This is a genomic window from Streptomyces sp. NPDC036815, from assembly GCF_055609205.1.
Map to the genome: position 1 here is coordinate 152741 of NZ_JBVJPW010000006.1, position 26744 is coordinate 179484.

General features: G+C 76.0%; 2 protein-coding genes and 1 pseudogene. All 3 read right to left on the minus strand.

Annotation, left to right across the window (positions count from 1 at the left end; translation table 11 throughout):
- Positions 1-34: 34 nt before the first annotated feature.
- Positions 35-11773: an SDR family NAD(P)-dependent oxidoreductase gene (locus ACZ69I_RS15540; protein WP_470832820.1), complete on the minus strand. Its 11739-nt coding sequence runs from the start codon at positions 11771-11773 to the stop codon at positions 35-37.
- Positions 11774-11821: pseudogene (locus ACZ69I_RS15545) on the minus strand (polyketide synthase docking domain-containing protein); the annotation flags it as partial.
- 61 nt (positions 11822-11882) lie between these two features.
- A complete protein-coding gene (locus ACZ69I_RS15550; RefSeq protein WP_470832608.1) occupies positions 11883-26735 on the minus strand; it encodes a type I polyketide synthase in 14853 nt (4950 codons plus the stop codon).
- Between the last annotated feature and the right edge of the window lie 9 nt (positions 26736-26744).

A 26744-nucleotide genomic window follows, 5' to 3' on the forward strand; every position in this document is an offset into this window, starting at 1 on the left:
TGGGCGCGTCGGGACGGCGTGGTCTGGACGGGACTCACGAGATGCCCAGCTCCTTGTCGATGAGGTCGAAGATCTCTTCGTTGGTGGCGGACTCGACGGCTTCGGCGGAGTCCGCGCCGCCGTCGGCCCCCGCGGGCTCCGTCGCCGGTTCGAGGCGGGCGAGCGCGCCGCGCAGCCGTCGGGCCAGGTCCGCGCGCCGCTGGGCCCCGTCGGTGCCCGCGTCGGCGAGTTCGGCCGCGAGCGCGTCGAGCCGGTCGAGTTCGGCGGTGCCCGGTGGCGCGGCCGGCGCGGAACCGGCGAGGAGCCGGGCGGCGAGATGGCGGGCGAGCGCCTGGGGGGTGGGGTGGTCGAAGACGAGCGCGGCCGGCAGCCGTGTCCCGGTCGCCGTCATGAGCCGGTTGCGGAGCTCGACGCCGGTGAGCGAGTCGAAGCCGAGCTCCTTGAACGGCCTTTCCGCTCCGATCAGTTCGGTGGAGGCGTGGCCGAGGACGGCGGCCGCGTTGCCGCGCACCAGGTCGAGCAGGGCCCGCTGCGCCTCGGTGGGTGGCAGGCCCGCCAGCTGCACGGTGAGGGAGGAGGCGGAGGGCGCGACGGGCGCGGGTGCGGCGCCCTTGCGCGTACCGCCCACCAGGCCGCGAAGCAGCGGGGGCAGGGGGGAGCCCGCGGCGGCGGCCGCGCGCAAGATGGCCAGGTCGACCTCGGCTGCCAGTACGTGCGGCTGCGCCGCGGTCAGCGCGGCGTCGAGGAGCGTGAGGGCCGCTCCGGTGGGCAGCGCGCCCACGCCGCCCCGTGCCATCTTCCGCACATCGGCATCGGTGAGGTGCGCGGTCAGGGCGCTGCGTGCCTCCCACATGCCCCACGCGACGGACACGGCGGGCAGCCCTTCCGCGCGGCGCCGTGCGGCCAGTGCGTCGAGCGCGGCGTTGGCCGCGGCGTAGTTGGCCTGGCCCGCGCCGCCGAGCAGGGCGGCGCCGGACGAGAAGAGGACGAAGGCGGCCAGGTCGCAGCCCCGGGTCAGCTCGTGCAGGGCGAGCGCGGCGTCCGCCTTGGGCCGCAGCACGCGGGTGAGCCGCTCGAGTGTGAGCGCGGTGACGGTGGCGTCGTCGAGGACTCCGGCGGCGTGCACGACACCGGTGAGCGGGTGGGCCCGGGGTACGCTCGCGAGGAGGTCGGCGAGCGCGGCGCGATCGGTCACGTCGCAGGCGGCGACGGTCACATCGGCGCCTGCCTCGACCAGTTCCCGTACGAGCAGTCCGGCCCCCGGGGCGTCCGCGCCCCGGCGCCCCGTCAGCAGGAGACGGCGTACCCCGTGGGCGGTGACCAGGTGGCGGGCGACGAGCCCGCCGAGGGTGCCGGTGCCGCCGGTGATCAGAACGGTGCCTTCCGGGTCGAGGGGCGCGGGCAGGGTGAGGACGTTCTTGCCGATGTGCCGGGCCTGGCTCAGGTGGCGGAACGCCTGCGGGGCCTGCCGCAGGTCCCAGCAGGTGAGCGGCAGCGGTGTCAGAACTCCGCGCTCGAACAGGGCGAGGACCTCGGCGAGCATGGCGCCGACCCGCTCCGCTCCGGCCTCCATCAGGTCGAAGGCCCGGTAGCGGACACCGGGGTGGTCGCGTGCGACGTCGTCGGCGTCGCGTACGTCGGTCTTGCCCATCTCCACGAACCGGCCGCCGCGCGGCAGGAGCGTCAGTGACGCGTCGACGAACTCCCGTGCCAGACAGTCGAGGACGACGTCCACGCCCCGGCCGCCGCTGGCTCCCAGGAAGCGGTCGGCGAAGTCGAGGGTGCGCGTGGAGGCGATGTGGTCGTCGGCCAGACCGGCCGCCCGCAGCACGCCCTGCTTGGCGGGGCTCGCCGTCCCGTACACCTCGGCCCCGGCGTGCCGGGCGAGCTGGACGGCGGCCATGCCGACGCCCCCCGCCGCCGCGTGCACCAGGACCGACTGGCCGCGCCGCAGCCCGCCGAGGTCGAACAGGCCGTAGTACGCGGTGAGGAAGGCGACCGGCACCGACGCGGCCTGCGCGAAGGTCCAGTCGGCCGGAATCCGCGCGAGGGTGCGCCGGTCGGCGACGGCGGTCGGCCCGAAGGCATCGCCGAACACGCCCATCACCCGGTCCCCGGGCGTGAGGTCGCCGACGTCCGCGCCGACCTCGGTGACGACTCCGGCGCCCTCGCTGCCGAGCGTCGTCTGGTCGGGGTCTAGCCCGAGGGAGACCACCACGTCGTGGAAGTTGAGGCCCGCCGCCCGTACGGCGACGCGCACCTGGCCCGCGCCGAGCGGGGCGTGCGCGTCGGGCGCGGGCACGGTCGTGAGCCCGTCGACCGCCCCGTCCCCGGACAGGGCGATCCGCCAGCCGTCCGTACCGTCGGCGGGCGGCACCAGGGTGTCCCGGCCGGGCCCCGCGGTGAGGCGCGGCACGAGCACCTGCCCAGCGCGCACGGCGATCTGGGGTTCGCCCGAGGCGAGCGCGGCGGGCAGGGCCGCGCGCGACTCCGGGTGGCCGTCCAGGTCCACGAGCAGGAACCGGCCCGGGTGTTCGGTCTGCGCCGTCCGCAGGAGCCCCGCCGTGCCGGACCGCGTCCAGTCCGCCGCCCGGTCGCCGGGTCCGGTGCTCACCGCGCCTCGGGTGACGACCGCGAGGACGGAGCCGTCGAACCGCTCGTCGGCCAGCCATTCCTGTACGAGGGCGAGGCATTCGGCGCCGACGGCATGGAACTCCGCCCCCTCGTCCCCGCTGCTGCCCCCGGCCGCGCTGCCGTGTACGGCTCCCGGCCGCGGGCAGTCCGCGACGACGAAGGCGGGCACGGGGCTGTCCGGTTCGGCGCGCAGGGCGGCCAGGTCGCCCCAATCGGGCATCTGCGTAAGGCCGTTGGCGTCCGGCACGGGCACCCAGTCCACCCGGTACAGCCCGTCCCTGCCGTCGCCCGCGCGCCCGGGCCCGGGCGCCGGAGCGGGGCGCAGAGCGAGCGAACCGGCCGACAGGATCTCCTGCCCCGCGAGGTCGTACACCGTCACGGCGACGGCGTCCGGCCCCTCTGCGGTCAGCCGGGCCCGTACGGCGGTGGCCCCCGTGGTGTGCGCGGTCACGTCGTGCCAGCTGAAGGGCAGCCGCGCGGTGTCGTCGCGGCCGGGCAGCAGCGCGGCGCTCTGCAGGGCGGCGTCCAGGAGCGCCGGGTGCAGACGGTACCCGGGGGCGTCGGCGTGCTGCCGCTCGTCGAGCACGACGTCGGCGCAGATCTCGCCGTCCCGGGCCCAGGCGGCGCGGATTCCCTGGAAGGTGGGCCCGTACGCGTATCCGGCGGCCGCGAACCGCTCGTAGAGGTTCCCGATGTCCACGGCCTCGGCTCCGGGTGGCGGCCAGGCCACGAGGGCGGGCCCCGCGGGGCGGGACGCGGGGGCGACGGCTCCGGTGGCGTGGGCGGTCCACGGGGGCGCGGCCCCCGGCTCCGGCTCGGCCGCGCGCTCGGTCCGCGAGAAGAGGCCGAGCGTCCGCCGCCCGTCACCGTCGGGCGCCCCGAGCCGCACCTGGAGGTGCACGGCGCCCTCGTCGGGCAGCAGGAGCGGTGCGGCCAGGGTGAGTTCGTCCACCGTGGCGCATCCCGCTTCGGCGGCGGCGCGCAGCGCCAGCTCCAGGAAGGCGGTGCCGGGCAACAGGACGGCGCCTCGCACCGCGTGCTCGGCGAGCCACGGGTGCGTGCGCCGCGAAATCCGCCCCGCGCACAGGAGTTCGCCCGTGTCGGCGATCTCCACGGCGGCGCCGAGGAGCGGGTGTCCCGTCGTACCGAGGCCGGCCGAGGCGACGTCCCAGCTGGTGGTCGGGACGTCCAGCCAGAGGCGGCGCTCCTGGAAGGGGTAGGTGGGCAGGTCGACGCGGGTGGCCCCGGCGCCTTCGAAGGCGGGCGACCAGTCCACGGGGATTCCGTGGACGTGGGCCTGACCGAGGGCCAGGAGCATCCGATCAAGGCCGCCCTCGTCACGGCGCAGCGTGCCGAGGACCGGAGCCGTCGCCTCGGCCGACTCCAGCGTCTCCTCGACCGCCATCGTCAGGACGGGGTGCGGGCTCACCTCGATGAAGGCGCCGAATCCCTCGGCGGCCAACGTGCGGACGGCGGCCTCGAAGGCGACGGTGCGGCGCAGGTTCGTGTACCAGTACCCGGCGTCCATCGCCTCGGTGGCGAGCCGGTCGCCGGTCACCGTGGAGAACAGCGGGACGTCCCCGGCGACCGGCGCGATCTCCGCCAGGGCCGACCGCAACTCCGCCTCGATCTCCTCCACATGAGCCGAGTGCGAGGCGTAGTCCACCTCGATGCGACGGGCCCGCACTCCGTCCGCCTCGCAACCGGCCAGCAGCTCCTCCAGGGCGTCGGAGTCACCCGACACCACCACGGCTGAAGGCCCGTTGACGGCGGCCACCGACACCCGGCCGTCCCAGACGGCCAGACGTTCCTCCGCCGCACGGGAGGACAGCGCCAGCGACACCATGCCGCCGCGCCCGGCCAGCCGCACGATCGCGCGGCTGCGCAGGGCGACCACCTTCGCCCCGTCGGCAAGCGAGAGACCACCGGCCACCACCGCGGCCGCGATCTCCCCCTGCGAGTGCCCCACCACCGCGTCGGGAACGACTCCGTACGCACGCCACAACCGCGCCAGCGACACCATCACCGCGAACAGCACGGGCTGCACCACGTCCACCCGCTCGAAGCCTTCGCCCGAGCGCACCACATCCAGCAACGACCACTCCACGAAAGGCGCGAGAGCCGCCGCACAATCCCCCATGGCCGCGGCGAACCCCGGTGACTGATCCAGGAGTTCACGGGCCATGCCCACCCACTGCGCCCCCTGCCCCGGGAACACGAACACCGTCCCGCCGGGCGCCTGCGCCTTCCCCGTGACGAGGAACGGCGAATGCTCCCCGGCCACCAAGGCACGTACGCCGAGCAGCAGTTGTTCCCGACTCCCGGCGGCCACGGCCCGGTACTCGTGGAGGGCGCGGGTGACGGCCAGCGAGAGACCCACGTCCGCCGCCCGCACGTCCTCACCGCACACCCCGAGCAGCCGCTCCGCCTGCTCCCGCAATGCCTCCGGCGACCTCGCCGACATCACCCACGGCACCGGCGCACGCACTTCGGGAGCGTCCGCGCGGGCCTCCTCCGGCACCTCCTCCACGATCACGTGCGCGTTCGTTCCGCTGACGCCGAACGACGAGACTCCGGCCCGCCGCGGCCCGCCGTCGGTCTCCCAGGCACGGGCCTCGGCGAGCAGCCGCACCTCGCCCGCCGACCAGTCGACCTGAGGGGTCGGTTCGTCGACGTGGAGGGTCTGCGGGAGCAGTCCGTGGTGCATGGCCAGGACCATCTTCATGACTCCGGCGACGCCGGCCGCGGCGGAGGTGTGGCCGATGTTGGACTTCAGCGAGCCGAGCCACAACGGCCGCCCCTCCGGCCGCTCCTGGCCGTACGTGGCGAGCAGCGCCTGCGCCTCGATCGGGTCCCCGAGCGTGGTACCCGTACCGTGCGCCTCCACCACGTCCACGTCGCGCGCCGACAGGACCGCGTCCGCGAGCGCCGCGCGGATCACCCGCTGCTGCGAGGGACCGTTCGGAGCGGTCAGGCCGTTGCTCGCGCCGTCCTGGTTCACCGCGCTCCCCCGCACGACCGCCAGCACCGGATGCCCCTGGCGGCGGGCGTCCGGGAGCCGCTCCAGGAGGAGGATTCCAGCTCCCTCGCCGAAGGCGGTGCCGTCCGCGGCCGCGGCGAAGGACTTGCAGCGGCCGTCGGCCGCCAGGCCGCCCTGCCTGCTGAACTCCACGAAGAGTTCGGGGCTGGACATCACGGTGACCCCGCCCGCGAGCGCGAGGGCGCACTCGCCGCGGCGCAGCGACTGCACCGCCGTGTGCAGGGCCACGAGCGAGGAGGAGCACGCCGTGTCGATGGTGAGGGCGGGGCCTTCGAGGCCGAAGGAGTAGGCGATGCGGCCGGACACGACGCTGCCGGAGTTGCCGGTGCCCAGGAAGCCCTCGACGTCCTCGGGAACGTGCGGCAGCAGCCGTACCGCGTAGTCCTGCTGCATCAGGCCGATGAAGACACCCGCGGGGGTGCCGCGCAGCGCGGCCGGGTCGATGCCCGCGCGCTCGAACGTCTCCCAGGTGAGGGTGAGCAGGAGGCGCTGCTGCGGGTCCATGGCGATCGCCTCGCGGGGCGAGATGCCGAAGAAGTCGGGGTCGAAGTCGCCGGCGCCGGACAGGAACCCGCCGTCGCGCACGTACGAGGTGCCGGTGTGGGCGGGGTCGGGGTCGTAGAGCGCGTCGAGGTCCCAGCCGCGGTCGGTGGGGAAGGCGGAGATGCCGTCGCCGCCGGAGGCGACGAGGCGCCACAGGTCCTCCGGGGTGCGGACCGCTCCGGGGAAGCGGCAGCCCATCGCGACGATCGCGATCGGGTCGTCCGCGGCGGACGCGGCAGGGGCGGCAGGGGTGGCGGACGACGCGGGCGCGGTGGGCCGTGAGTCGTCCCCGGCGAGCTCGTCCCCCAGGTGCGCGGCGAGCGCCTCCGGCGACGGGTGGTCGAAGACCAGCGTGGCGGGCAGCCGCAGGCCGGTGGCGGCGTTCAGGCGGTTGCGCAGTTCGACGGAGGCGAGGGAGTCGAAGCCGAGGTCGCGGAAGGCACGCGCGGGCCGGACCGCCTCGTCGGAGGTGTGGCCGAGTACGGCGGCGGCCTGGGCGCACACCAACCGGACCAGTGTGCGCAGGCGTTCGTCCCCGGTCAGTGCGGCGAGGCGCTCGGGCAGTGCGGCGTCGGAGCCCCCGGGGTGCGCGGCGGCGACGGCGGACCTGCGTACGGGTACCCGTACCAGCGAGCGCAGGAGCGGATGAACCGGCTCCCCCTCGGCGGCCCGGGCCCGCAGCGCCCGCGGGTCGAGCCGGAGCGGCAGCAGCACCGGGGCGTCGACGGTGAGGGCCGCGTCCAGGAGCGCGAGGCCCTCGTCGGTGGTGAGCGGCGGCATGCCCGAGCGGGCCAGTCGGCGCAGGTCGGCGTCGTCGAGGTGGCCGGTCAGGCCGGAGCGCTGCTCCCATAGGGTCCAGGCGAGGGACTGGGCGGGCAGGCCGAGGGCGCGGCGTCGCCGGGCGAGGGCGTCCACGTAGGCGTTCGCGGCGGCGTAGTTGCCCTGTCCGGGACCGCCGAAGGTGCCCGCGGCGGAGGAGAAGAGGACGAAGGCCCGCAGCTCCATGTCCCGGGTGAGCTCGTGCAGGTGCCGGGCCGCGTCGGCCTTGGGGCGCAGCACCGTGTCGAGGCGGTCGGGTGTGAGGGAGGTGAGGACACCGTCGTCGAGGGTGCCCGCGGCGTGCACGACGGCCGTCAGGGGGTGGTCGGCGGGGACGGCGTCGAGGAGGGCGGCGAGCGCGTCCCGGTCGGCGGCGTCGCAGGCGGCGACGGTGACGTGGGCACCGAGCGCGGTGAGTTCCGCGGTGATCTCCGTGGCGCCGGGCGCGGCCGGTCCGCGCCGCCCGGCGAGGAGGAGGTGGCGGACACCGTGCCGGGTCACGAGGTGACGGGCCACGCGGGAGCCGAGCAGGCCGGTGCCACCGGTGACGAGGACGGTGCCCTCGAGGTCGAGGGCGACCGGGGCCGGGTCGGCGGCGGAGGTCTTGGCGAGGCGGGGGGTGAGAACGGTGTCGCCCCGTACGGCGAGTTGCTGTTCCGCGGTGGCGAGCGCCGCGGCGACGGTCTCCGTGGCCGCCTCGTGGTCCAGGTCCAGGAGGACGAAGCGGCCGGGGTGTTCGGACTGGGCGGAGCGCACCAGGCCCCACACGGCCGCGCGGGCCGCGTCGGTGGGCGCGTCGCCGACGGCGCCCCGGGTGACGAGGGCGAGCCGCGTACCGGCGAGACGCTCGTCGGCGAGCCAGGCCTGGAGGATGTCCAGCGCCCGGTGGACGGCGGTGTGCACGTCCTCCAGACTGCTTATGTCGGCGCCGGGGCACGCGAGTTGCGGCGCGAACACGAGCCGGGGAGGTGCCGCGCCCGCGTCGAGGGCGGCGACGAGGGCGGCGGTGTCGGCGTACGCGGTCGACGTCGGCAGGCCGCTGTCGTCGGGGCCGATGACCGCCCAGTCGGCGGGCGCCGGAGCGGGCGGGCAGGTGAGGGGGGCCCACTCCACCTGGAACAGCGAGTCGTGGTGGGTGCGGGCCGCGCCGGTGTCCGGTGCGGCCGGGCGCAGGGTCAGGGCGTCCACGGAGGCGACGGGGCTTCCGGTGGCGTCGGCGACATCGAGAGCGAGGGTGTCCGGCGCGGTCCGGGTCAGGCGCACGCGCAGAGCGGCGGCGCCCGAGGCGTGCAGGGTCGCCCCCGTCCAGACGAACGGCATGCGGCCGCCCTCGCCCCTCGCGTCCTCGGCGGTGAGCCCACTGGCGTGCAGCGCGGCGTCGAGCAGCGCCGGATGCAGGGCGAACCTCTGGGCGTCCGGCTGGAGTCCGGGCGGCAGCACCGCTTCGGCGTACAGCTCGTCGCCGAGCCGCCACGCCGCCGTCAGCCCCTGGAAAGCGGGCCCGTAAGCGAAGCCGCCCTCGGCGTAGCGCGCGTACATGCCGTCGAGATCGACGGGAACGGCCCCCCGCGGGGGCCAGGCTCCCGGGTCGCCGTCGACGGAGGCGGGGACCGCCTGCGCGAGTACGCCGGTGGCGTGGCGGGTCCACTCCTCGTCGGTGTCCGGGTCGTCGGACCGCGCGTGCAGGGCCAGGGTGCGGGTGCCGTCGGCGGTGGGTGCGCCGACGGACAGGCGCAGCACGACGCCTCCGTCCGGCGGCAGCGTCAACGGAGCTTCGAGGGTCAGTTCGTCGACGCGCGAGCAGCCGGTGCGGTCGCCCGCGAGGACGGCGAGTTCCAGGAAGGCGGTGCCGGGCAGCAGGGCGTCGCCCTGGACGCGGTGGTCGGCGAGCCAGGGGTGGGTGCGCAGCGACAGCCTGCCGGTGAACACCAGGCTGTCGCTGTCGGCGAGTGCGACGACGGCACCGAGGAGGGGGTGCCCCGAGGGGTCGAGGCCGAGGGCGGCGGCGTCACCCGAGGGCGCCCCGGTCTCCTCCAGCCAGTGGCGCTCCCGCTGGAAGGCGTACGTGGGCAGGTCGACGCGGCGGGGGTGGTGCCGGGCGAGGGCGGCGTCCCAGTCGACGCGGACGCCGCGCACGTGCAGTTCGGCGAGCGCGGTGAGCAGGCGGGACGGGCCGCCGTCGGCGCGGCGCAGCGTGCCGAGGGCGAGGGCGTCGGTGCCCGCGGCGGCGGCGGTGTCCTGGAGGGCGGCGGTCAGCACGGGGTGCGGGCTGACCTCGACGAGCACGCGGTGGCCGTCGGCCAGCAGGGCGCGGGTGGCCTGCTCGAACTCCACGGTGCGGCGGAGGTTGTCGTACCAGTAGGCGGCGTCGAGGCGCTCGGTGTCCAGGCGGCCGCCGGTGACGGTCGAGTAGAAGGGCACGGCGGCCGGGCTCGGCACGATGCCCGCCAGGGCCTCGGCCAGCTCCGCGCGGATCTCCTCGACGTGCGGGCCGTGCGAGGCGTAGTCGACGGGGACGGCGCGGGCCCGTACGCCCTCGGCTTCGAGGGTGGCGAGGAGCTCGGCCAGGGCCTCGGGGTCGCCGGAGACGACGACCGACTCGGGGCCGTTCACGGCGGCGAGCGCGAGACGCCCGTCCCAGGGTGCGACGCGTTCCCGTACGCGGTCGGCGGGCAGCGCGACCGACGCCATGCCACCGCGCCCGGCGAGCGCCCGCAGCGCCCGCGCGCGCAGGGCGACGACCTTCGCGGCGTCGTCGAGGGTGAGGGCCCCGGCGACACAGGCCGCGGCGATCTCGCCCTGGCTGTGCCCGACCACGGCCGCGGGCTCGACGCCGTGGGCGCGCCACGCCTCCGCGAGGGAGACGAGGACCGCGAACAGGGCGGGCTGCACGACGTCCACGCGGTCGAACCCCGGGGCGCCGGGGGCACCGCGGACCACGTCCAGGAGGGCGAAGTCGGTGTACGGGGCCAGCGCGTCGGCGCACTGGGCGAGGCGGTCGGCGAACGCCGGTGAGGTGTCGAGGAGTTCGCGGGCCATGCCGGGCCACTGGGAGCCCTGGCCGGGGAAGACGAAGGCGACGGCCTCGCCGGTACGGGCGGCGCCGCGCACGATGCCGGGCGGCAGCGGGTCGGCGCCGCGGGCGAGCGCGGCGAGCCCGTCGAGCAGTGCCTGCCGGTCCTCGACGACGAGGGCGGCCCGGTTCTCGTGCGCGGCCCGGCCCGTCGCCAGGGTGTGGGCGACGTCCGCCGGGCGCAGGTCGGGCCGGTCCACCAGGTGGGTTCGCAGGGCGGCCGCCTGGGCCCGCAGGGCGTCGTCGCCGCGCGCGGAGAGGACGCAGGGTACGGGGCCCGCGTGGGCGTCGGCGGGGGGCTGCTCCTCGGTGGGCTCCTCTGCGTGTTCCAGGACTGCCTGTTCCAGGACGACGTGGCCGTTGGTGCCGCTGACGCCGAAGGAGGACACGGCGGCGCGGCGCGGGCGCCCGGTCGCGGGCCAGTCGGTGGCGTCCGTGACGAGCTTCAGTGACCCCGTGGACCAGTCGACCTGGGGGGTGAGGTCCGTGCCGTGCAGGGAGGGCGGCACCACGCCGTGCCGCATGGCGAGGACCATCTTGATGACGCCGCCCACGCCTGCGGCGGCCTGGGTGTGGCCGATGTTGGACTTCAACGAGCCGATCAGGAGCGGCCGTTCGGGGGTGTGCTCACGGCCGTACGTGGCGAGGAGCGCCTGTGCCTCGATGGGGTCGCCGAGCGGGGTGCCGGTGCCGTGGGCCTCGACGACGTCGACGTCGCCGGGCGCCAGGCCCGCGCCGGCGAGGGCCTGGCGGATGACGCGTTGCTGGGAGGGCCCGTTGGGCGCGGTGAGGCGGCTGCTCGCGCCGTCCTGGTTGACGGCGGAGCCGCGTACGAGCGCGAGCACGGGGTGGCCGTTCTCGCGGGCGTCCGACAGGCGCTCCAGGAGGAGCATGCCGACGCCCTCGCCCCAGCCGGTGCCGTCGGCGGCGGCCGAGAAGGACTTGCAGCGTCCGTCGGCGGCCAGGCCGTTCTGCCGGCTCATCTCCACGAACGGCACCGGCGTGGACATCACCATGGCGCCGCCGGCGAGCGCGAGCGTGCAGTCGCCCTGCCGCAGCGCCTGGCAGGCCAGGTGGAGGGCGACCAGTGACGAGGAGCAGGCGGTGTCGACGGAGACGGCGGGTCCTTCGAGGCCGAAGGTGTAGGCGATGCGGCCGGACGCGACGCTGTCGGAGCTGCCGTTGCCGAGGTAGCCGCGGACGTCGTCGGGCACTTGGCGCAACCGGACCGCGTAGTCCTGGTACATCACCCCGGCGAAGACGCCGGTGCGGCTGCCGCGCAGGGTGTGCGGGTCGATCCCGGCGCGTTCGAAGGTCTCCCAGGTGGTCTCCAGGAAGAGCCGCTGCTGCGGGTCCATGGCGAGGGCCTCGCGCGGAGAGATCCCGAAGAACGCGGGATCGAATCCGGCGACGTCGTCGAGGAAGCCGCCCTCGGCGCTGTACGTGGTGTCGGGGCGCTCCCCCGACGGGTCGTGGAGGTCGGCGAGGTCCCAGCCGCGGTCGGCGGGGAAGGCCGTGATCGCGTCGGTGCCCGTGGAGACGAGGCGCCACAGGTCCTCGGGGGTGCGCACGCCCCCGGGGTAGCGGCAGCCCATCGCGACGACGGCGATCGGCTCCCGCTCCCTGGCCTCGGCCTCGCCGAGGCGCTGCTTGGTCCGGTGCAGGTCGGCGGCCACCCGCTTGAGATAGTCGCGCAGCTTGTCGTCATTCACCGGGCATCGTCACCTTTGGTACGCGGGGCGGTCGGGGGCGTGCGGGCGGCGCGGGGTTGCCTCATGGCCTGCCGAGTTCGCCGTCGATGAAGTCGAAGAGCTCGTCGTCGGTGGAGCCCATGCGGTCCTCGACGTCGTCCGCTCCGGGGCCGGTGTCGGGGCGCAGCGTCTCCAGGAGGTCCTGGAGGCGGGCGGTGAGCGCGCTGCGGGCGCCGTCGTCCCGCACGGTGTCGCGGACCGCGGCCTCCAGGCGGTCGAGTTCGGCGAGGACCGCGGGGGCGGGCCGGCCCGCGACGTCCTCGGGGGCGAGCTCCTCGGTGAGGTGGCGCGCGACCGCTGCGGCCGTGGGGTGGTCGAAGAGCAGGGTCGCGGGCAGCGGCAGGCCGGTGGCGGCGCGCAGCCGGTTGCGCAGCTCCACCGCGGTGAGCGAGTCGAACCCCAGGTCGAGCAGGGGGAGTTCGGCGGCGACGGCCACCGGGTCGGGGAAGCCGAGCACCAGCGCGGCGTGGGTGCGGACCACGTCGACGAGGACCCGTTCGCGCTGGGCCGGCGGCAGGCCCGCCAGCCGCCCGCGCAGCGCGTCCGCGGCGTCGGGGCCGGGCCCTTCGCCCGCGGCGGCGCGGCGTACGGGGGTGCGCACGAGTCCGCGCAGGAAGGCGGGCACCCCACCCGCGGTGGCCTGTTCCGCGAGGGCGCGGGTGTCCAGGCGCAGCGGCAGGAGGGCGGGCGCGTCCAGCGCGGTGGCCGTGTCGAAGAGGGCGATGCCGTCGGCCGGCGCGAAGGCGACGATGCCGCCGCGGGCGATGCGGGCGAGGTCGGCGGCGCCGAGGTGCCCGGTCATGCCGCCGCCGGTGGCCCACAGGCCCCAGGCCAGCGAGACGCCGGACAGGCCGCGGGCGCGCCTGCGGTGGGCGAGGGCGTCCAAAAAGGCGTTGGCGGCGGCGTAGTTGGCCTGCCCCATGCCGCCGAAGACACCGGCGATGGAGGAGAACACGACGAACGCGCGCAGGTCGTGCCCGGCGGTCAGCTCGTCCAGGTTGACGGCGGCGTCGACCTTCGGGCGCAGCACGCGGTGCAGCTGCTCGGGCGTCATGTCGGCGACCACGCCGTCGTCGATGACGCCCGCGGTGTGCACGACCGCGCGCAGCGGGTGCTCCAGGCCGTCCAGGAGCTTCTCCAGGGCGTCCCGGTCCGCCGCGTCGCAGGCGACGATCTCGGCGTCGGCGCCCAGGGCGGCGAGGTCGTCGCGGAGGGCGTCCGCGCCGTCGGCCGCGGGTCCGGTGCGGCTGGCGAGCAGCAGGTGGCGCACGCCGTGCCGGCCCGCGAGGTGGCGGGCGACCAGGGCGCCGATGGAGCCGGTGCCACCGGTGATGAGTACGGTGCCGTCGGGGTCCCAGGGTGCTTCGCCCGCGGGCAGGGAGCCGGGGACGCGGGCCAGCCGTGCGGTGTGGAGCTGCCCGGCGCGCAGGGCGAGTTGGGGCTCGCCCGTGGCGAGCGCCGCGGTCAGGGCGGCGCGCGAGGCGGCGTCGCCGTCGGTGTCGACGAGTACGAACCGGTCGGGGTTCTCGGTCTGCGCGGTGCGGACCAGGCCCCACACGGCGGCGTGCGCCGGGTCGGGCACGTCGTCGGCGGGTTCCACGGGGACGCCGCCCTCGGTGACGAAGGCGAGCCGCGCCCCTTCGAAGCGCTCGTCGGCGAGCCAGTCCTGCACCAACCGCAGGGCGTGAGCGGTGAGTTCATGCACGCCCCGAGCCGGATCACCGCTGTCCGTGCCCGGCAGAGCGGTCATGACGACATCGGGCACCTCCGCGCCCGCGTCGACCGCCGCGCCCAGGGCGGTGAGGTCGGCGTGGACCGGCGCGAGCCCGGTGAAGCCGTCCCCGAGCGCGACCAGCGAATCGGGGCCGTGCGCGCCGGACGCGGCGACGGGCCATTCCAGCCGGAACATGTCTTCGTACGCGCCCGTGCGGGACTCCTGGAGCCGTTCGGCCGTCACCGGCCTGAGCACCAGGGAGCGGGCCTCGGCGACCGGGGCTCCGGTGGGGTCGGCGATCGTCAGGGCGACGGTGTCGCGCCCCGTGGGCGTCATGCGCAGCCGCAGGGCCGCCGCGCCCGACGCGTGCAGCCGCACGCCGCTCCAGGAGAACGGCAGCCAGCCCTGCTCGCTGCCTTCGAGCACGCCGAACGCAAGGGAGTGCAGCACACTGTCGAGGAGCGCCGGATGCAGGCCGTAGCGTCCCGCGTCCGGCTGCTGCGCCTCGGGCAGGCGCGCCTCCGCGTAGACGTCGGCGCCCAGCCGCCAGGCGGCGCGCAGGCCCTGGAAGGCGGGCCCGTAGGCGAAGCCGCCTGCGGCGAGGCGCTCGTAGAGGTCGTCGACGTCGAGAGGTTCGGCGCCGGCGGGCGGCCACGCCGTGAGGTCGTGGGTCCGCGGCGGTGTGCCGTCGCCGAGGCGGCCGCTCGCGTGCCGGGTCCAGGGCTCGTCGGGCGCGGCGTGCTCGGGCCGCGCGTGGACGGCGAAGGCCCGCCCGCCGGTCGCGTCGGGTGCCTGGACGGTGAGCTGGAGGGTGACGGCGCCTCGCTCGGGCAGGGTCAGGGGCGCTTCCAGGGTGAGTTCATCGACCTCCGCGCAGCCGGTCCGGTCGCCCGCGTGGACGGCGAGTTCGAGGAAGGCCGTGGCGGGGAACAGCGGGCCGCCGTGGACGGCGTGGTCGGCGAGCCAGGGGTGGGCGGCCACGGACAGCCGTCCGGTGAACAGGAAGCCGCCGGTGTCGGCGAGCGGGGAGCCGGCGCCGAGCAGCGGGTGCTCGGACGGCAGAAGGCCCGCCGCGGGCATGTCGCCCGCCGCCGGGGTGGGCGCGAGCCAGTAGCGGGAGCGCTGGAAGGCGTACGTGGGCAGCGGGACATGGGTGTCGGGCACATCGGTGAAGAGCGGCGCCCAGTCGACGTGCACGCCGTGGACGTGCAGGCGGGCCAGGGCGGCGGTGAGGGCGGCGGGCTCCGGCGTGTCCTTGCGCAGCAGCGGCGCCCAGGCGACGTCGTCCGCCGCCCCGGTCAGGCAGTCCTGGCCGAGCGCGGCCAGGGCCCCGTCGGGTCCGAGGTCGGCCAGCGCGGTGGCGCCCTCGGCCTCCAGGGTGCGTACGACGTCGTGGAAGCGGACGGTGGAGCGGACGTGGCGGACCCAGTGGCCGGGGTCGCGCAGTTCGTCGGCGGTGGCGAGGCCGCCGGTCAGATCGGAGACGACGGGGATTAGCGGCTCGTGGTAGGTGACCTGTTCGGCGACGGCCCGGAAGGCGGCCAGCATGCCGTCCATGTGCGGCGAGTGGAAGGCGTGGCTGACGGTGAGCCGCCGGGTCCTGGCGCCCTTGGAGCGCCAGTGGGCCGCGATCTCCTCGACGGCCGCCGCGTCGCCGGACAGGACGGTCGCGGCGGGCCCGTTGACGGCGGCGACGGCGATCTCACCTTCCCTGCGCGCCAGTTGGGGCAGCAGCTCCGCCTCGGGCACGCTGAGCGCGATCATCGCGCCGCCGTCGGGCATGGCCTGCATCAGACGGCCCCGGGCGGCCACCAGGGTGGCGGCGTCGGGGAGCGAGAGCACTCCTGCGACGTGTGCGGCGGCCAGCTGCCCCACGGAGTGCCCGGTGACGAGGTCGGGCCGCACCCCGTAGGACTCGACGAGCCGGTGCAGGGCGACGCCGAGTGCGAACAGGGCGGGCTGGGTGTAGGCCGTGGCGTCGAGCAGCGCCGCCTCCTCGCTGCCCGCCGCGGCGTGGACGACGTCGCGCAGCGGCCGGTCCAGAAGCGGTTCGAACTCCGCGCACACCGCGTCGAAGGCATCGGCGAACACCGGGAAACGGGCCAGGAGTTCGGCCCCCATGCCGAGGCGCTGGCTGCCCTGACCCGGGAACAGGAAGGCGGTCTTGCCGCCCCGCCCCGCGATGCCCGTGAGCACGTCGGCCGAGGCGGTGCCGTCGGCGAGCGCGGTCAGGGCGGCCGTCCGGGCGGCCGGGTCCGCGCCGAGGAGGACGGCCCGGTGCGCGAAGGAGCTGCGTCCGGTGGCCAGGGCCTTCGCGACGGCGTCGGGGGCGGGCGCGGGTGCGGTGGTGACGTGGTCGAGGAGGCGGCGGGCCTGGGCACGCAGGGCCTCCTCGCCGCGGGCGGAAAGGAGCCAGGGCAGGCAGGGGCCGGCCGGAGGTGTCTGGGCGGGCGTCGCGGGGGCGGGGACGTGTTCCAGGATGGTGTGGGCGTTGGTGCCGCTGACGCCGAAGGACGAGACGGCGGCGCGGCGCGGGCGGTCGCCTTCGGGCCAGGCGGTGTTCTCGGTGGGCACCCGCACGTGGCCCGCGGACCAGTCCACGTAGGGCGTCGGCCGGTCGACGTGGAGCGTCGCGGGGAGCGTGCCGTGCTGCATGGCGAGGACCATCTTGATGATCCCCGCGATGCCCGCGGCGGCCTGGCTGTGCCCGATGTTGGACTTCAACGACCCGACGAGCAGCGGGCGTTCCGCGGGGCGCTGCTGCCCGTACGTGGCGAGCAGGGCCTGCGCCTCGATGGGGTCGCCGAGTTTGGTGCCGGTGCCGTGCGCCTCCACGGCGTCGACGTCGCCGGGCGCCAGGCCCGCGCCGGCGAGGGCCTGGCGGATGACGCGTTGCTGGGAGGGCCCGTTGGGCGCGGTGAGGCCGTTGCTCGCGCCGTCCTGGTTGACGGCGGAACCGCGTACGAGCGCGAGGACGGGATGGCCGTTCCCGCGGGCGTCCGACAGGCGCTCCAGGAGCACCATGCCCGCGCCCTCGGCCCACGCGGTGCCGTCGGCGGCGGCCGCGAACGGCTTGCACCGGCCGTCGGCCGCGAGACCGCGCTGGCGGCTGAACTCGACGAACGCGCCCGGCGTCGCCATCACGGTGACACCGCCCGCGAGCGCCAGGGAGCACTCGCCGCCGCGCAGCGCCTGCGCCGCCATGTGGAGGGCGACCAGCGAGGACGAGCAGGCCGTGTCCACGGTCACGGCCGGGCCCTCCAGACCGAAGGTGTAGGCGATGCGCCCGGAGGCGACGCTGCCCGCGCTGCCGATGCCGAGGTAGCCCTCCAGCTCCTCGGGCGGCTCGGTGACGCGGGAGCCGTAGTCGCGGTGGCTGGAGCCGACGAAGACGCCGCCGTCACGGCCCTTGACGGTCCGCGGGTCGATGCCCGCGCGTTCGAACGCCTCCCAGGCGGTCTCGAGGAGGAGCCGCTGCTGCGGGTCGACGGCGAGGGCCTCGCGGGGCGACATGCCGAAGAAGGCGGGGTCGAAGTGGTCGGCGTCGTAGAGGAAGCCGCCCTCGCGGGTGTAGGTGCGGCCCGCCTTCTCCGGGTCGGGGTCGTAGAGCCCCTCCAGGTCCCAGCCTCGGCCGGTGGGGAATCCGGAGACCGCGTCGGTGCCGTCGGCCAGGAGCCGCCAGAACTCCTCGGGGCTGGTGACGCCGCCGGGGAAGCGGCAGCTCATCGCGACGATCGCGACGGGGTCGTCGTCCAGGGCGGTGCGGGGCGCGGGGGCGGGCACGGCGTCGGCCGCCGGGGCGCCGGGCAGTTCCGCGCGCAGGTGCTCGACGAGCGCCGTGGTGGTCGGGTGGTCGAAGACCAGGGTGACCGGGAGGCGCAGGCCGGTGGCCTCGGCCAGGCGGTTGCGGAGTTCGACGGCGGTCAGCGAGTCGAAGCCGAGATCCTTGAACGCCCGCTCCGGTTCGATCGCGGCGGGGTCGTCGTGACCGAGGACGTCGGCGGCCCGCGCCCGCACCAGGGCGGCCAGTTGCCCGGTGCGCTCGGCCTCGGACAGGGCGCCGAGCCGGGCGGCGAAACCGTCCGCTCCCCCGCCGGGCGCGGCAGCGCTCTCGGCAAGGGCGCGGCGCACCTCCGGGAGGTCGCCGAGGAGGGCGCTGGGTCGCAGCGCGGTGTAGGCGCGCACGAAGCGGTCCCAGGCGAAGTCGGAGACGATCAGACGGGTCTCGTCGTCGTCCAGGGCCTGCCACAGGGCGTCGACGGCGAGCTCCGGGTCCATGGCGGGCAGGCCGTCCCTGACGAGCCGTTCGCCGGTGGCGCCCGCGGCGAGACTGTCACCGCCCCACAGGCCCCAGGCCACGGAGGTGGCGGGCAGACCTCGGTCGCGGCGGGCCCGGGCGAGGGCGTCGAGGAAGGCGTTGGCGGCGGCGTAACTGCCCTGTCCGGTGCCGCCGAGGGTCCCGGCGAGCGAGGAGAACAGCACGAACGCCGTCAGGTCCGCGTCCCGGGTGAGCGCGTCGAGATGGAGTGCGGCGTCGGTCTTGGGGCGCAGCACTGCGGCGGCGCGCTCGGGCGTGAGGGTGTCGAGGACGCCGTCGTCCAGGACGCCCGCGGCGTGGAAGACGGCACGCAGCGGCCGCGTCGCCGGGATGGCGTCGAGGAGCCGTGCGAGGTCGTCGCGGTCGGCGACGTCGCAGGCCGCGAGGGTGAACTCCGCTCCCATGGCGGTGAGTTCGGCTGCGAGTGCCGCGGCGCCGGGGGCGTCGGGGCCGCCGCGGCTGGTGAGCAGCAGGTGTGCGGTGCCGCTGTCGGCGAGCCTGCGGGCGATGCGGGCGCCGAGCCCGCCGGTGGCGCCGGTGACGAGGACGGTGCCGTCGGGCGTCCAGCCGGTGCTCGCGCGCTCGCCCCGCGGTTCGGCGTGGGCGAGGCGCCGTGCGAAGACTCCGGAGGCGCGTACGGCGAGCTGGTCCTCGCCGCCGGGGTGCGCGAGGGCGGCGGCGAGCCTGCCGAGGGCCCGCTCGTCGAGGCGTTCGGGCAGGTCCACGAGCCCGCCCCAGCGCTCGGGGTACTCGACGGCGGCGACCCCGCCGAGGCCCCAGTGCAGCGCCTGGAGCGGTGCGCCGAGGCGGTCGGAGCGGCCCACGGCGACCGCGCCCCTGGTCGCGCACCACAGTGGGGCCCGTACGTCGGCGTCGCCGAGCGTCTGCAGCAGTGCGGTCGTGAGGGCCAGGCCCGTGGGCAGGGCCGTCCCGTCGGCGTACGGGGATTCGTCGAGGGCCAGCAGGGACAGCACCCCGTCGGCCGGGGACGTCTCGGCGAGGGAGCGCAGGCGGTCGGCGAGCGGTCGCCGACCGCTGTCCCCCGCGTCCTCGGCGCCCAGTTCGACCAGGACGGCGTGCGCGCCGTGCTCGCGCAGGCTCCGGGCGCAGGCGGCGACGGCCGGGGTGTCGGCGGCGGCTTCGGGTATCGCGAGCCACCAGGTCCCCGCCAGGCTCGTACCCGCCTCCTGGGTCAGGGCCTTGAAGGTGACGCGGTGGCGCCAGGAGTGCAGCGTGGACCGGGTCCGGCTGCCGCGCAGCCAGTCGGAGAGCGCGGGCGCCACCGTGCTCATGGCCGCGCGCACGTCGTCGTCCTCGATGCGCAGGCGGTCGGCGAGGGCGTCCGGGCCCTGGTCGGTCACGGCGTCCCAGAAGCCCTGGTCGACGGGGCCGGCGCCGTCCGTGACCGCGCTCCGGGGCGCGGGCTCCAGCCAGTGGTGGCGGCGCTGGAAGGCGTAGGTGGGCAGCTCGCACCGGCGGGCGCCGGTGCCGTCGAAGACCGCGTCCCAGTCCACCGGGTGTCCCAGGGCGTGGAGTTCGGCGAGAGAGGTGAGCACGCGGGCACGGCCGCCCTCGTCGCGGTGCAGGGTGCCCACCACGCCACCGGCGCCGTCGGTTGCGTCCAGGGCCTCCTGGATCCACACGGTGAGCGCCGGGTGGGTGCTGGCCTCGACGAACAGGCGGTGCCCGGCGGCGAGGAGGGCGTCCACGGCACGGCGGAAGGCGACGGGCTCGCGCAGGTTGCGGTACCAGTACGTGGCGTCGAGGCCGGTGGTGTCTAGTTCGGTGCCGGTGACGGTCGAGTAGAAAGGCACGCGGGCGGGGCGCGGGGTGATTCCGGCGAGGAGGGTGTGCAGTTCGTCGCGGATCTCCTCGACCTGCGGGGAGTGCCCGGCGAAGTCGACGCCGGGGATGGGCCAGCACAGCACGCCGTCGTCGGCGAGCGCGTTGTGCAGCTCGGCCAGGGCGTCGGGGTCTCCCGAGACGGTCACCGTCGTGGGGCCGTTGACGGCGGCGATGTCCAACCGGCCCGCCCAGGGCGCGAGTCGGGCCTCGACGCTCTCCACGGGCTGCGGGACGTACAGCATCGCGCCCCGGCCGGTCAGGGCCACCAGCGCCTTGCTGCGCAGGGCGACGACGCGGGCGGCGTCCTCCAGGGACAACGCCCCCGCCACACAAGCAGCGGCGATCTCCCCCTGCGAATGCCCGACCACCGCAGCAGGCACCACCCCGTACGACCGCCACACCTCCGCCAACGACACCATCACCGCGAACAACACCGGCTGCACCACATCCACCCGCTCCAACGACGCAGCACCGTCAGACCCACGCAGCACATCCAGCAACGACCAGTCCGTGAACGGCGCCAACGCCTCAGCACACTCCACGACCCGAGCCGCGAACACCGGCGACCCCTCAAGCAGTTCACCCGCCATCCCCGCCCACTGCGACCCCTGACCGGGAAACACGAACACGGCGCGGTGGTCCCGGGCGGCGGTACCGCGTACGACGCCGGGGCCGGTGCGTCCGTCGATGAGGGTGTCGAGCGCGGCGAGCAGGGTGTCCCGGTCGCGGCCGACGACGGCGGCGCGGTGTTCGAAGGCGGTGCGCGTGGTGGCGAGGGAGTGCCCGACGTCGGCGGGGCGCAGTCCCGGCCGGTCGGCGACGTGGGCGCGCAGCCGCACGGCCTGCTCGTGCAGGGCTTCGGGGGTCCGCGCGGAGAGCACCCACGGAACGTCCGCGACCGGAGCCTCGGCCTGCGTTAACTCCTGCTGCGTGGGCGGATGTTCGAGAATGACGTGGGCATTGGTGCCACTCAGACCGAAGGAGGAGATTCCGGCGCGCCGGGGGCGGCCGTCCGCGGGCCAGGGCGCGGGTTCGGTGAGCAGCGAGACCGCTCCGGTCGACCAGTCGACGTTCGGGGAGGGTGCGTCCACGTGCAGGGTGGCCGGGAGGAGCTCGTGGCGCAGGGCGAGGATCATCTTCATCATGCCCGCGACGCCGGCGGCGGCCTGGCTGTGCCCGATGTTGGACTTCAACGAGCCCAGATGCAGGGGCTTTTCGCGGTCCTGTCCGTACGTGGCGAGGATGGCCTGCGCCTCGATGGGGTCGCCGAGCGTGGTGCCGGTGCCGTGCGCCTCCACGGCGTCGACGTCGGCGGCGCACAGACCGGCGTCGGCGAGGGCTTCGTTGATCACGCGCTGCTGGGCGAGGCCGCTGGGGGCGGTCAGGCCATTGCTGGCGCCGTCCTGGTTGACGGCGGAGCCGCGCAGGACGGCGAGCACGGGGTGGCCGAGGCGCCGGGCGTCGCTCAGCCGCTCCAGGAGCAGCAGCCCGACGCCCTCGGCCATGCCGAAGCCGTCGGCCGACGCGGCGAAGGACTTGCAGCGGCCGTCGGAGGCGAGCCCGCGCTGCCGGCTGAACCCGGTGAAGGTCAGCGGCGAGCCGATGACGGTGGCGCCGCCCGCGAGGGCGAGGGCGCACTCGCCGCCACGCAGCGCCTGCGCGGCCAGGTGGACGGCGACGAGCGAGGACGAGCAGGCCGTGTCCACGGTCACGGCCGGGCCCTCCAGACCGAGGGTGTACGCGATGCGGCCGGACAGGACGCTGGTGGAGATGCCCGCGACGAAGAGGCTTTCGAGCTCTTCGGGGATGTCGTCCATGCTGCCGCCGTACCCCTGGTAGGCGGCGCCCGCGAAGACGCCGGTGCGGCTGCCGCGCAGGGTGTGCGGGTCGATGCCCGCCCGTTCCAGGGCTTCCCAGGAGGTCTCCAGGAGGAGCCGTTGCTGCGGGTCCATGGCGAGCGCCTCGCGCGGCGAGATCCCGAAGAAGTCCGCGTCGAAGCGGCCCGCGTCGTAGACGAAGCCGCCCGCCGCCGCGGAGCCGGTGCCGGACCGGCCGGGGTCGGCGTCGTGCAGCGCGTCGAGGTTCCAGCCCCGGTCGGCGGGGAATTCGGCGACCGCGTCGCGGCCTTCGGCGACGAGCCGCCACAGCTCCTCGGGGGTCGTGACGCCGCCCGGGTAGCGGCAGCTCATGGAGACGACGACGATCGGGTCGTCGTCCGCGGTGGCGCGCGCCACCGGCGCGGCGGACCCGGGCACCGGGCCGCCCAGGAGTTCGGTGCGCAGGTGGCGGGCGAGGGCGCCGGCCGAGGAGTAGTCGAAGACGACGGTGACGGGCAGCCGCAGACCGGTCGCGGCGGTGAGCCGGTTGCGCATCTCCACCGCGGTCAGCGAGTCGAAGCCGAGGTCGCGGAAGGCGCGCTCGGGCGCGATGGAGTGCGCGTCGTCGTGGCCGAGTACGGCGGCGGCCTCGGTGCGCACAAGGTGGGTCAGGACGCGTTCGCGCTCGGGTTCGGCCAGGTCGCGCAGCCGGTCGCGGAGGCTTCCGGCGGCCGGGGCCACGTCCTCGTGGGCCGGGGCGGTGCCCGGCTCCAGGGCGGCCCCGGCCTCGGGGACACCGCCGATGAAGGGGCTCGGCCTGCCGGTGGTGAAGACGGTGGCGAACCGGCCCCAGTCGATGTCGGCGATCACGGTGAGGGTCTCGTCGTGGTCGAGGACCTGCTGGAGGGCGGTGACACAGGTGGCGGGCGGCATGAACACCACGCCTTGGGCGCGCAGTTGGTCCTCGGCGAGGTTCGCCGCCATGCCGCCGCCCTCGGGGCTCCAGATGCCCCACACGACGGAGGTGGCGGTGAGCCCTCGCGCCCTGCGGTTCTCGGCGAGCGCGTCGAGGTGGGCGTTGGCGGCGGCGTACGCGCCGTGGATCGCACTGCCCCATACGCCGGAGATGGACGAGAACAGCACGAAGGCGTCGAGCGTGTCCCCGTCGAACAGCGCGTCCAGGTTCGTGGCGCCCAGCGCCTTGGCGTGCAGGGTGTCGGCGAACTCGGCCGTATCCGTCTCGTCGAGTGCCACGAGCGAGCCCCCGGCGGCGGCGTGCAGCACGGACCGGATCTCGCGGCCGTCCGCCGCCAGGTCCGCGACGAGCGCGGCGAGGGCGTCGCGGTCGGTGATGTCGCAGGCGGCGACGGTGGCGCGGGAGCCCAGGTCGGCGAGTTCCTCGACGAGTGCGTCGGCGCCGGGTGCCTCGGGGCCGCGGCGGCTGACGAGGACGAGGTGTTCGGCGCCCCGCCGGGCGAGCCAGCGGGCGATGTACGCGCCGAGGCCGCCGGTACCGCCGGTGATCAGCGTGGTGCCGCGCGGGGTCCAGGTGCGGCGGGGCGTGGCGTCGCCGAGCGGGGCGCGGACGAGCCGTCGGCCGTGCACGCCCGCGCCGCGCACGGCGAGCTGGTCCTCGTCGCCGGGCTCGGCGAGCACCGCGCAGAGCCGGGTCGCGGCCCGTACGTCCGGCTCCGGCGGCAGATCGACGAGACCGCCCCAGCGGCGCGGGTGTTCCAGGGCGGCGCAGCGGCCGAGGCCCCAGCTGACGTGCTGGGCGGGGCTGACGACCGGGTCGGCGGGGCCGACGGCGACGGCGCCGCGGGTGGCCCACCACAGCGGTGCGGCGATGCCCGCGTCGCCCAGTGCCTGCACCAGGGCGAGGTTGAGGGCGGCGCCGACGGGCGCCGCAGGGTGGCGCGAGTGCGGCCGTTCGTCGGTGGCGAGCAGCGAGAGGACGCCCGTGGGCACGGCGCCCGCCAGGGCGTCGGTGAGCCGGGCGGCGAGCGGACCGCGTGCGGCGTCGGGTTCGTCGAGGACGACGGTGACCGCGGTGGCCCCGGCGTCCTCCAGGGCGCGTGCGCAGGCGAGGCTCCACGCGTCCCCGGCGGGCGACGCGGGCGAGGCGGGCGCCAGCACGAGCCAGGTGCCGGACAGGCGCGCGGCGGCGGGCTCGGGCAGGGGCCGCCACGTGGGCCGGTAGCGCCAGGAGTCGACGGTGGCGAGCGCGGCGCGCCGCTCGCGCCAGGTGGCGAGCGCGGGCAGGACGGCGCTGAGCGGTTCGTCGGGTCCGACGCCGAGGGTGGCGGTCAGCTCGGGCAGGTCGCCGGTGCGGACGGCCTCCCAGAAGCGGTCCTCCACGGGATCGACGGGGGCCGCCGCGGTCGGCGCGGGTGGCGTCTCCAGCCAGTAGGGGCGCCGCCGGAAGGCGTACGTGGGCAGGTCGGCCGCCGCCGCGTGGCCGTCGAACACGCGGGACCAGTCGGGGGAGAGACCGCGGGTGTGGGCCTCGCCGAGGGCCAGCAGGAAGCGGGCCTGCCCGCCGTCGTCGCGGCGGAGCGTGCCGAGCACGGCGGCGGGCCGTTCGAGGCCCGCGGACTCGGCGGTCTGTTCCACACCCGGGGTGAGTACCGGGTGGGCACTGACCTCGACGAAGAAGCCGTACCCCTGGTCGAGCAGGCCGCGGACGGCGTCTTCGAAGCGCACCGTCCGTCGCAGGTTGCGGTACCAGTACGCGGAGTCGAGGACCGTCGTGTCGGATACCCAGTCGGCGTCGACCGTCGAGTAGAACGGCACCTCGGCGGCGCGCGGCGCGATGCCCGCCAGGGCGGTGTGCAGCCGTTCCGCGATCTCCTCGACGTGCGCGGAGTGCGAGGCGTAGTCGACGGGGATGACGCGGGCCTGCACGTGCTGCTCGGCGAGGGCGGCCACCACCCCCTCGATCGCCTCCGGGTCCCCGGAGAGGACCGTGGTCGAGGGCCCGTTGACGGCCGCGACGGACAGCCGTCCGGCCCACGGTTCCAGGTGCGGGCCGAGGTCGGCCGCGGGCAGCGGCACGGACGCCATGCCCCCGCGCCCCGCGATGTCCGCCAGGGCCCGGCTGCGCAGGGCGACGACCTTGGCCGCGTCGTCGAGGGAGAGCGCGCCCGCCACGCAGGCGGCGGCGATCTCCCCTTGGGAGTGCCCGACCACCGCGTCCGGCTCGATCCCGTACGAGCGCCACTGCACCGCCAGTGACACCATCACCGCGAACAGCACGGGCTGCACCACGTCGACGCGTTCCAGGGACGGGGCGCCTTCGGTGCCGCGCAGGACCTCTTCCAGCGACCAGTCCACGTACGGCGAGAGGGCCCGTTCGCAGGCCGCCATCCGGTCGGCGAACACCGTGGCGGTGTCGAGGAGGCCGACCGCCATGCCCGGCCACTGCGAGCCCTGCCCGGGGAAGACGAACACGGTCTTGCCGACGGCCCCGGTGGCTCCCCGCACCAGGCGCGGAGAGGGGGTTCCCGCGGCGAGCGCGGTCAGTCCCTCGACGAATCCGGCCCGGTCGTCCGCCACGACGGTGGCGCGGTGCTCGAAGGCGGACCGGGTGGTCGCGAGGGCCCGGCCGACGGCGCCGTCCGTGGCCGGGACGGGCCCGGCCGAGTCGCCCGCCGTGTCCCCCGCCGCGGCCTCGACGTGCGCGAGCAGGCGCGCGGCCTGGGCGCGCAGGCCGTCCTCGTCGCGGGCGGAGAGCACCCACGGCAGCGGGCCCGCGGCGGGGGCGCTCCGCGGTGCGGCGGCCGCCTCCTCGGTGTCCTGTGCGGTGTCCTCTTCGAGGACGAGGTGGGCGTTGGTGCCGCTCACGCCGAAGGCGGACACTCCGGCCCGGCGCGGCCGCCCCCGCGGCTCCCAGGGACGGGACTCGGTCAGCACGCGGACGGCGCCCCGCGACCAGTCGACGAACGGGGTCGGCTCTGCCACGTGCAGGGTGCGGGGCAGCCGCCCGTGGCGCAGGGCCATGACCATCTTGATGACGCCGCCGACGCCGGCCGCACCCGAGGTGTGGCCGATGTTGGACTTCAACGAGCCGATCCACAGGGGCTGTTCACCGGAACGGCCCTGCCCGTACGCGGCGAGCAGGGCCTGCGCCTCGATGGGGTCGCCGAGGCGGGTGCCGGTGCCGTGCGCCTCGACGGCGTCGACCTCGCCGGGCGCGAGCCGGGCGTCGGCGAGGGCGTCGGCGATGACGCGTTCCTGGGCCGGGCCGTTGGGGGCGGTCAGGCCGTTGCTGGCGCCGTCCTGGTTGACGGCCGAGCCGCGGATCACGGCGAGGACCTGGTGGCCGTTGCGCCGGGCGTCCGCGAGGCGCTCCAGGAGGACGACCCCGGCGCCCTCGGACCAGCCGGTGCCGTCGGCGGAGGCCGCGAACGCCTTGCAGCGCCCGTCCGCGGACAGGGCCCGCTGGCGGCTGAAGGCGACGAACGCGTCCGGTGTCGCCATCACCGCGACACCGCCCGCGAGGGCAAGGGAGCACTCGCGGGCGCGCAGCGAACGGACCGCGAGGTGCAGGGCCACCAGGGACGACGAGCAGGCGGTGTCGACACTGATCGCGGGGCCTTCGAGGCCGAGGGTGTAGGCGACGCGGCCCGAGACGACGCTCGTGGCCGTGCCGGTGTCGAGGAGTCCCTGCAGTTCGGGGACGTCGCGCGAGGCGCTGCCGTAGTCGTTGCGCATCGCGCCCATGAACACGCCGGTCGGGGTGGCGCGCAGCGCGGCCGGGTCGATGGCCGCGCGTTCGACCGCCTCCCAGGCGGTCTCCAGGACGAGGCGCTGTTGCGGGTCCATGGCGAGCGCCTCGCGCGGCGAGATCCCGAAGAAGCCCGGGTCGAAGTCGGCGGCGTCGTGCAGGAAGCCGCCGTGGCGGGTGGCGGAGGTGCCGGGGTGGTCGGGGTCCGGGTGGTAGAGCGCCTCGGTGTCCCAGCCGCGGCCGGTGGGCCATTCGGTGATGGCGTCGGTGCCGCTGTCGACGAGGTCCCACAGCCGCTCGGGGGTGTCGGCGCCGCCGGGGTAGCGGCAGCTCATGGAGACGATCGCGACGGGCTCGTGGTGCGCGTCCTCCGCCTCGCGCAGGCGCCGTCTGGCGTCGCCCAGGTCCGCGGTGGCACGCCTGAGGTATTCGAGGAGCTTGTCGTTGTCCGGCATGGGTGTCTC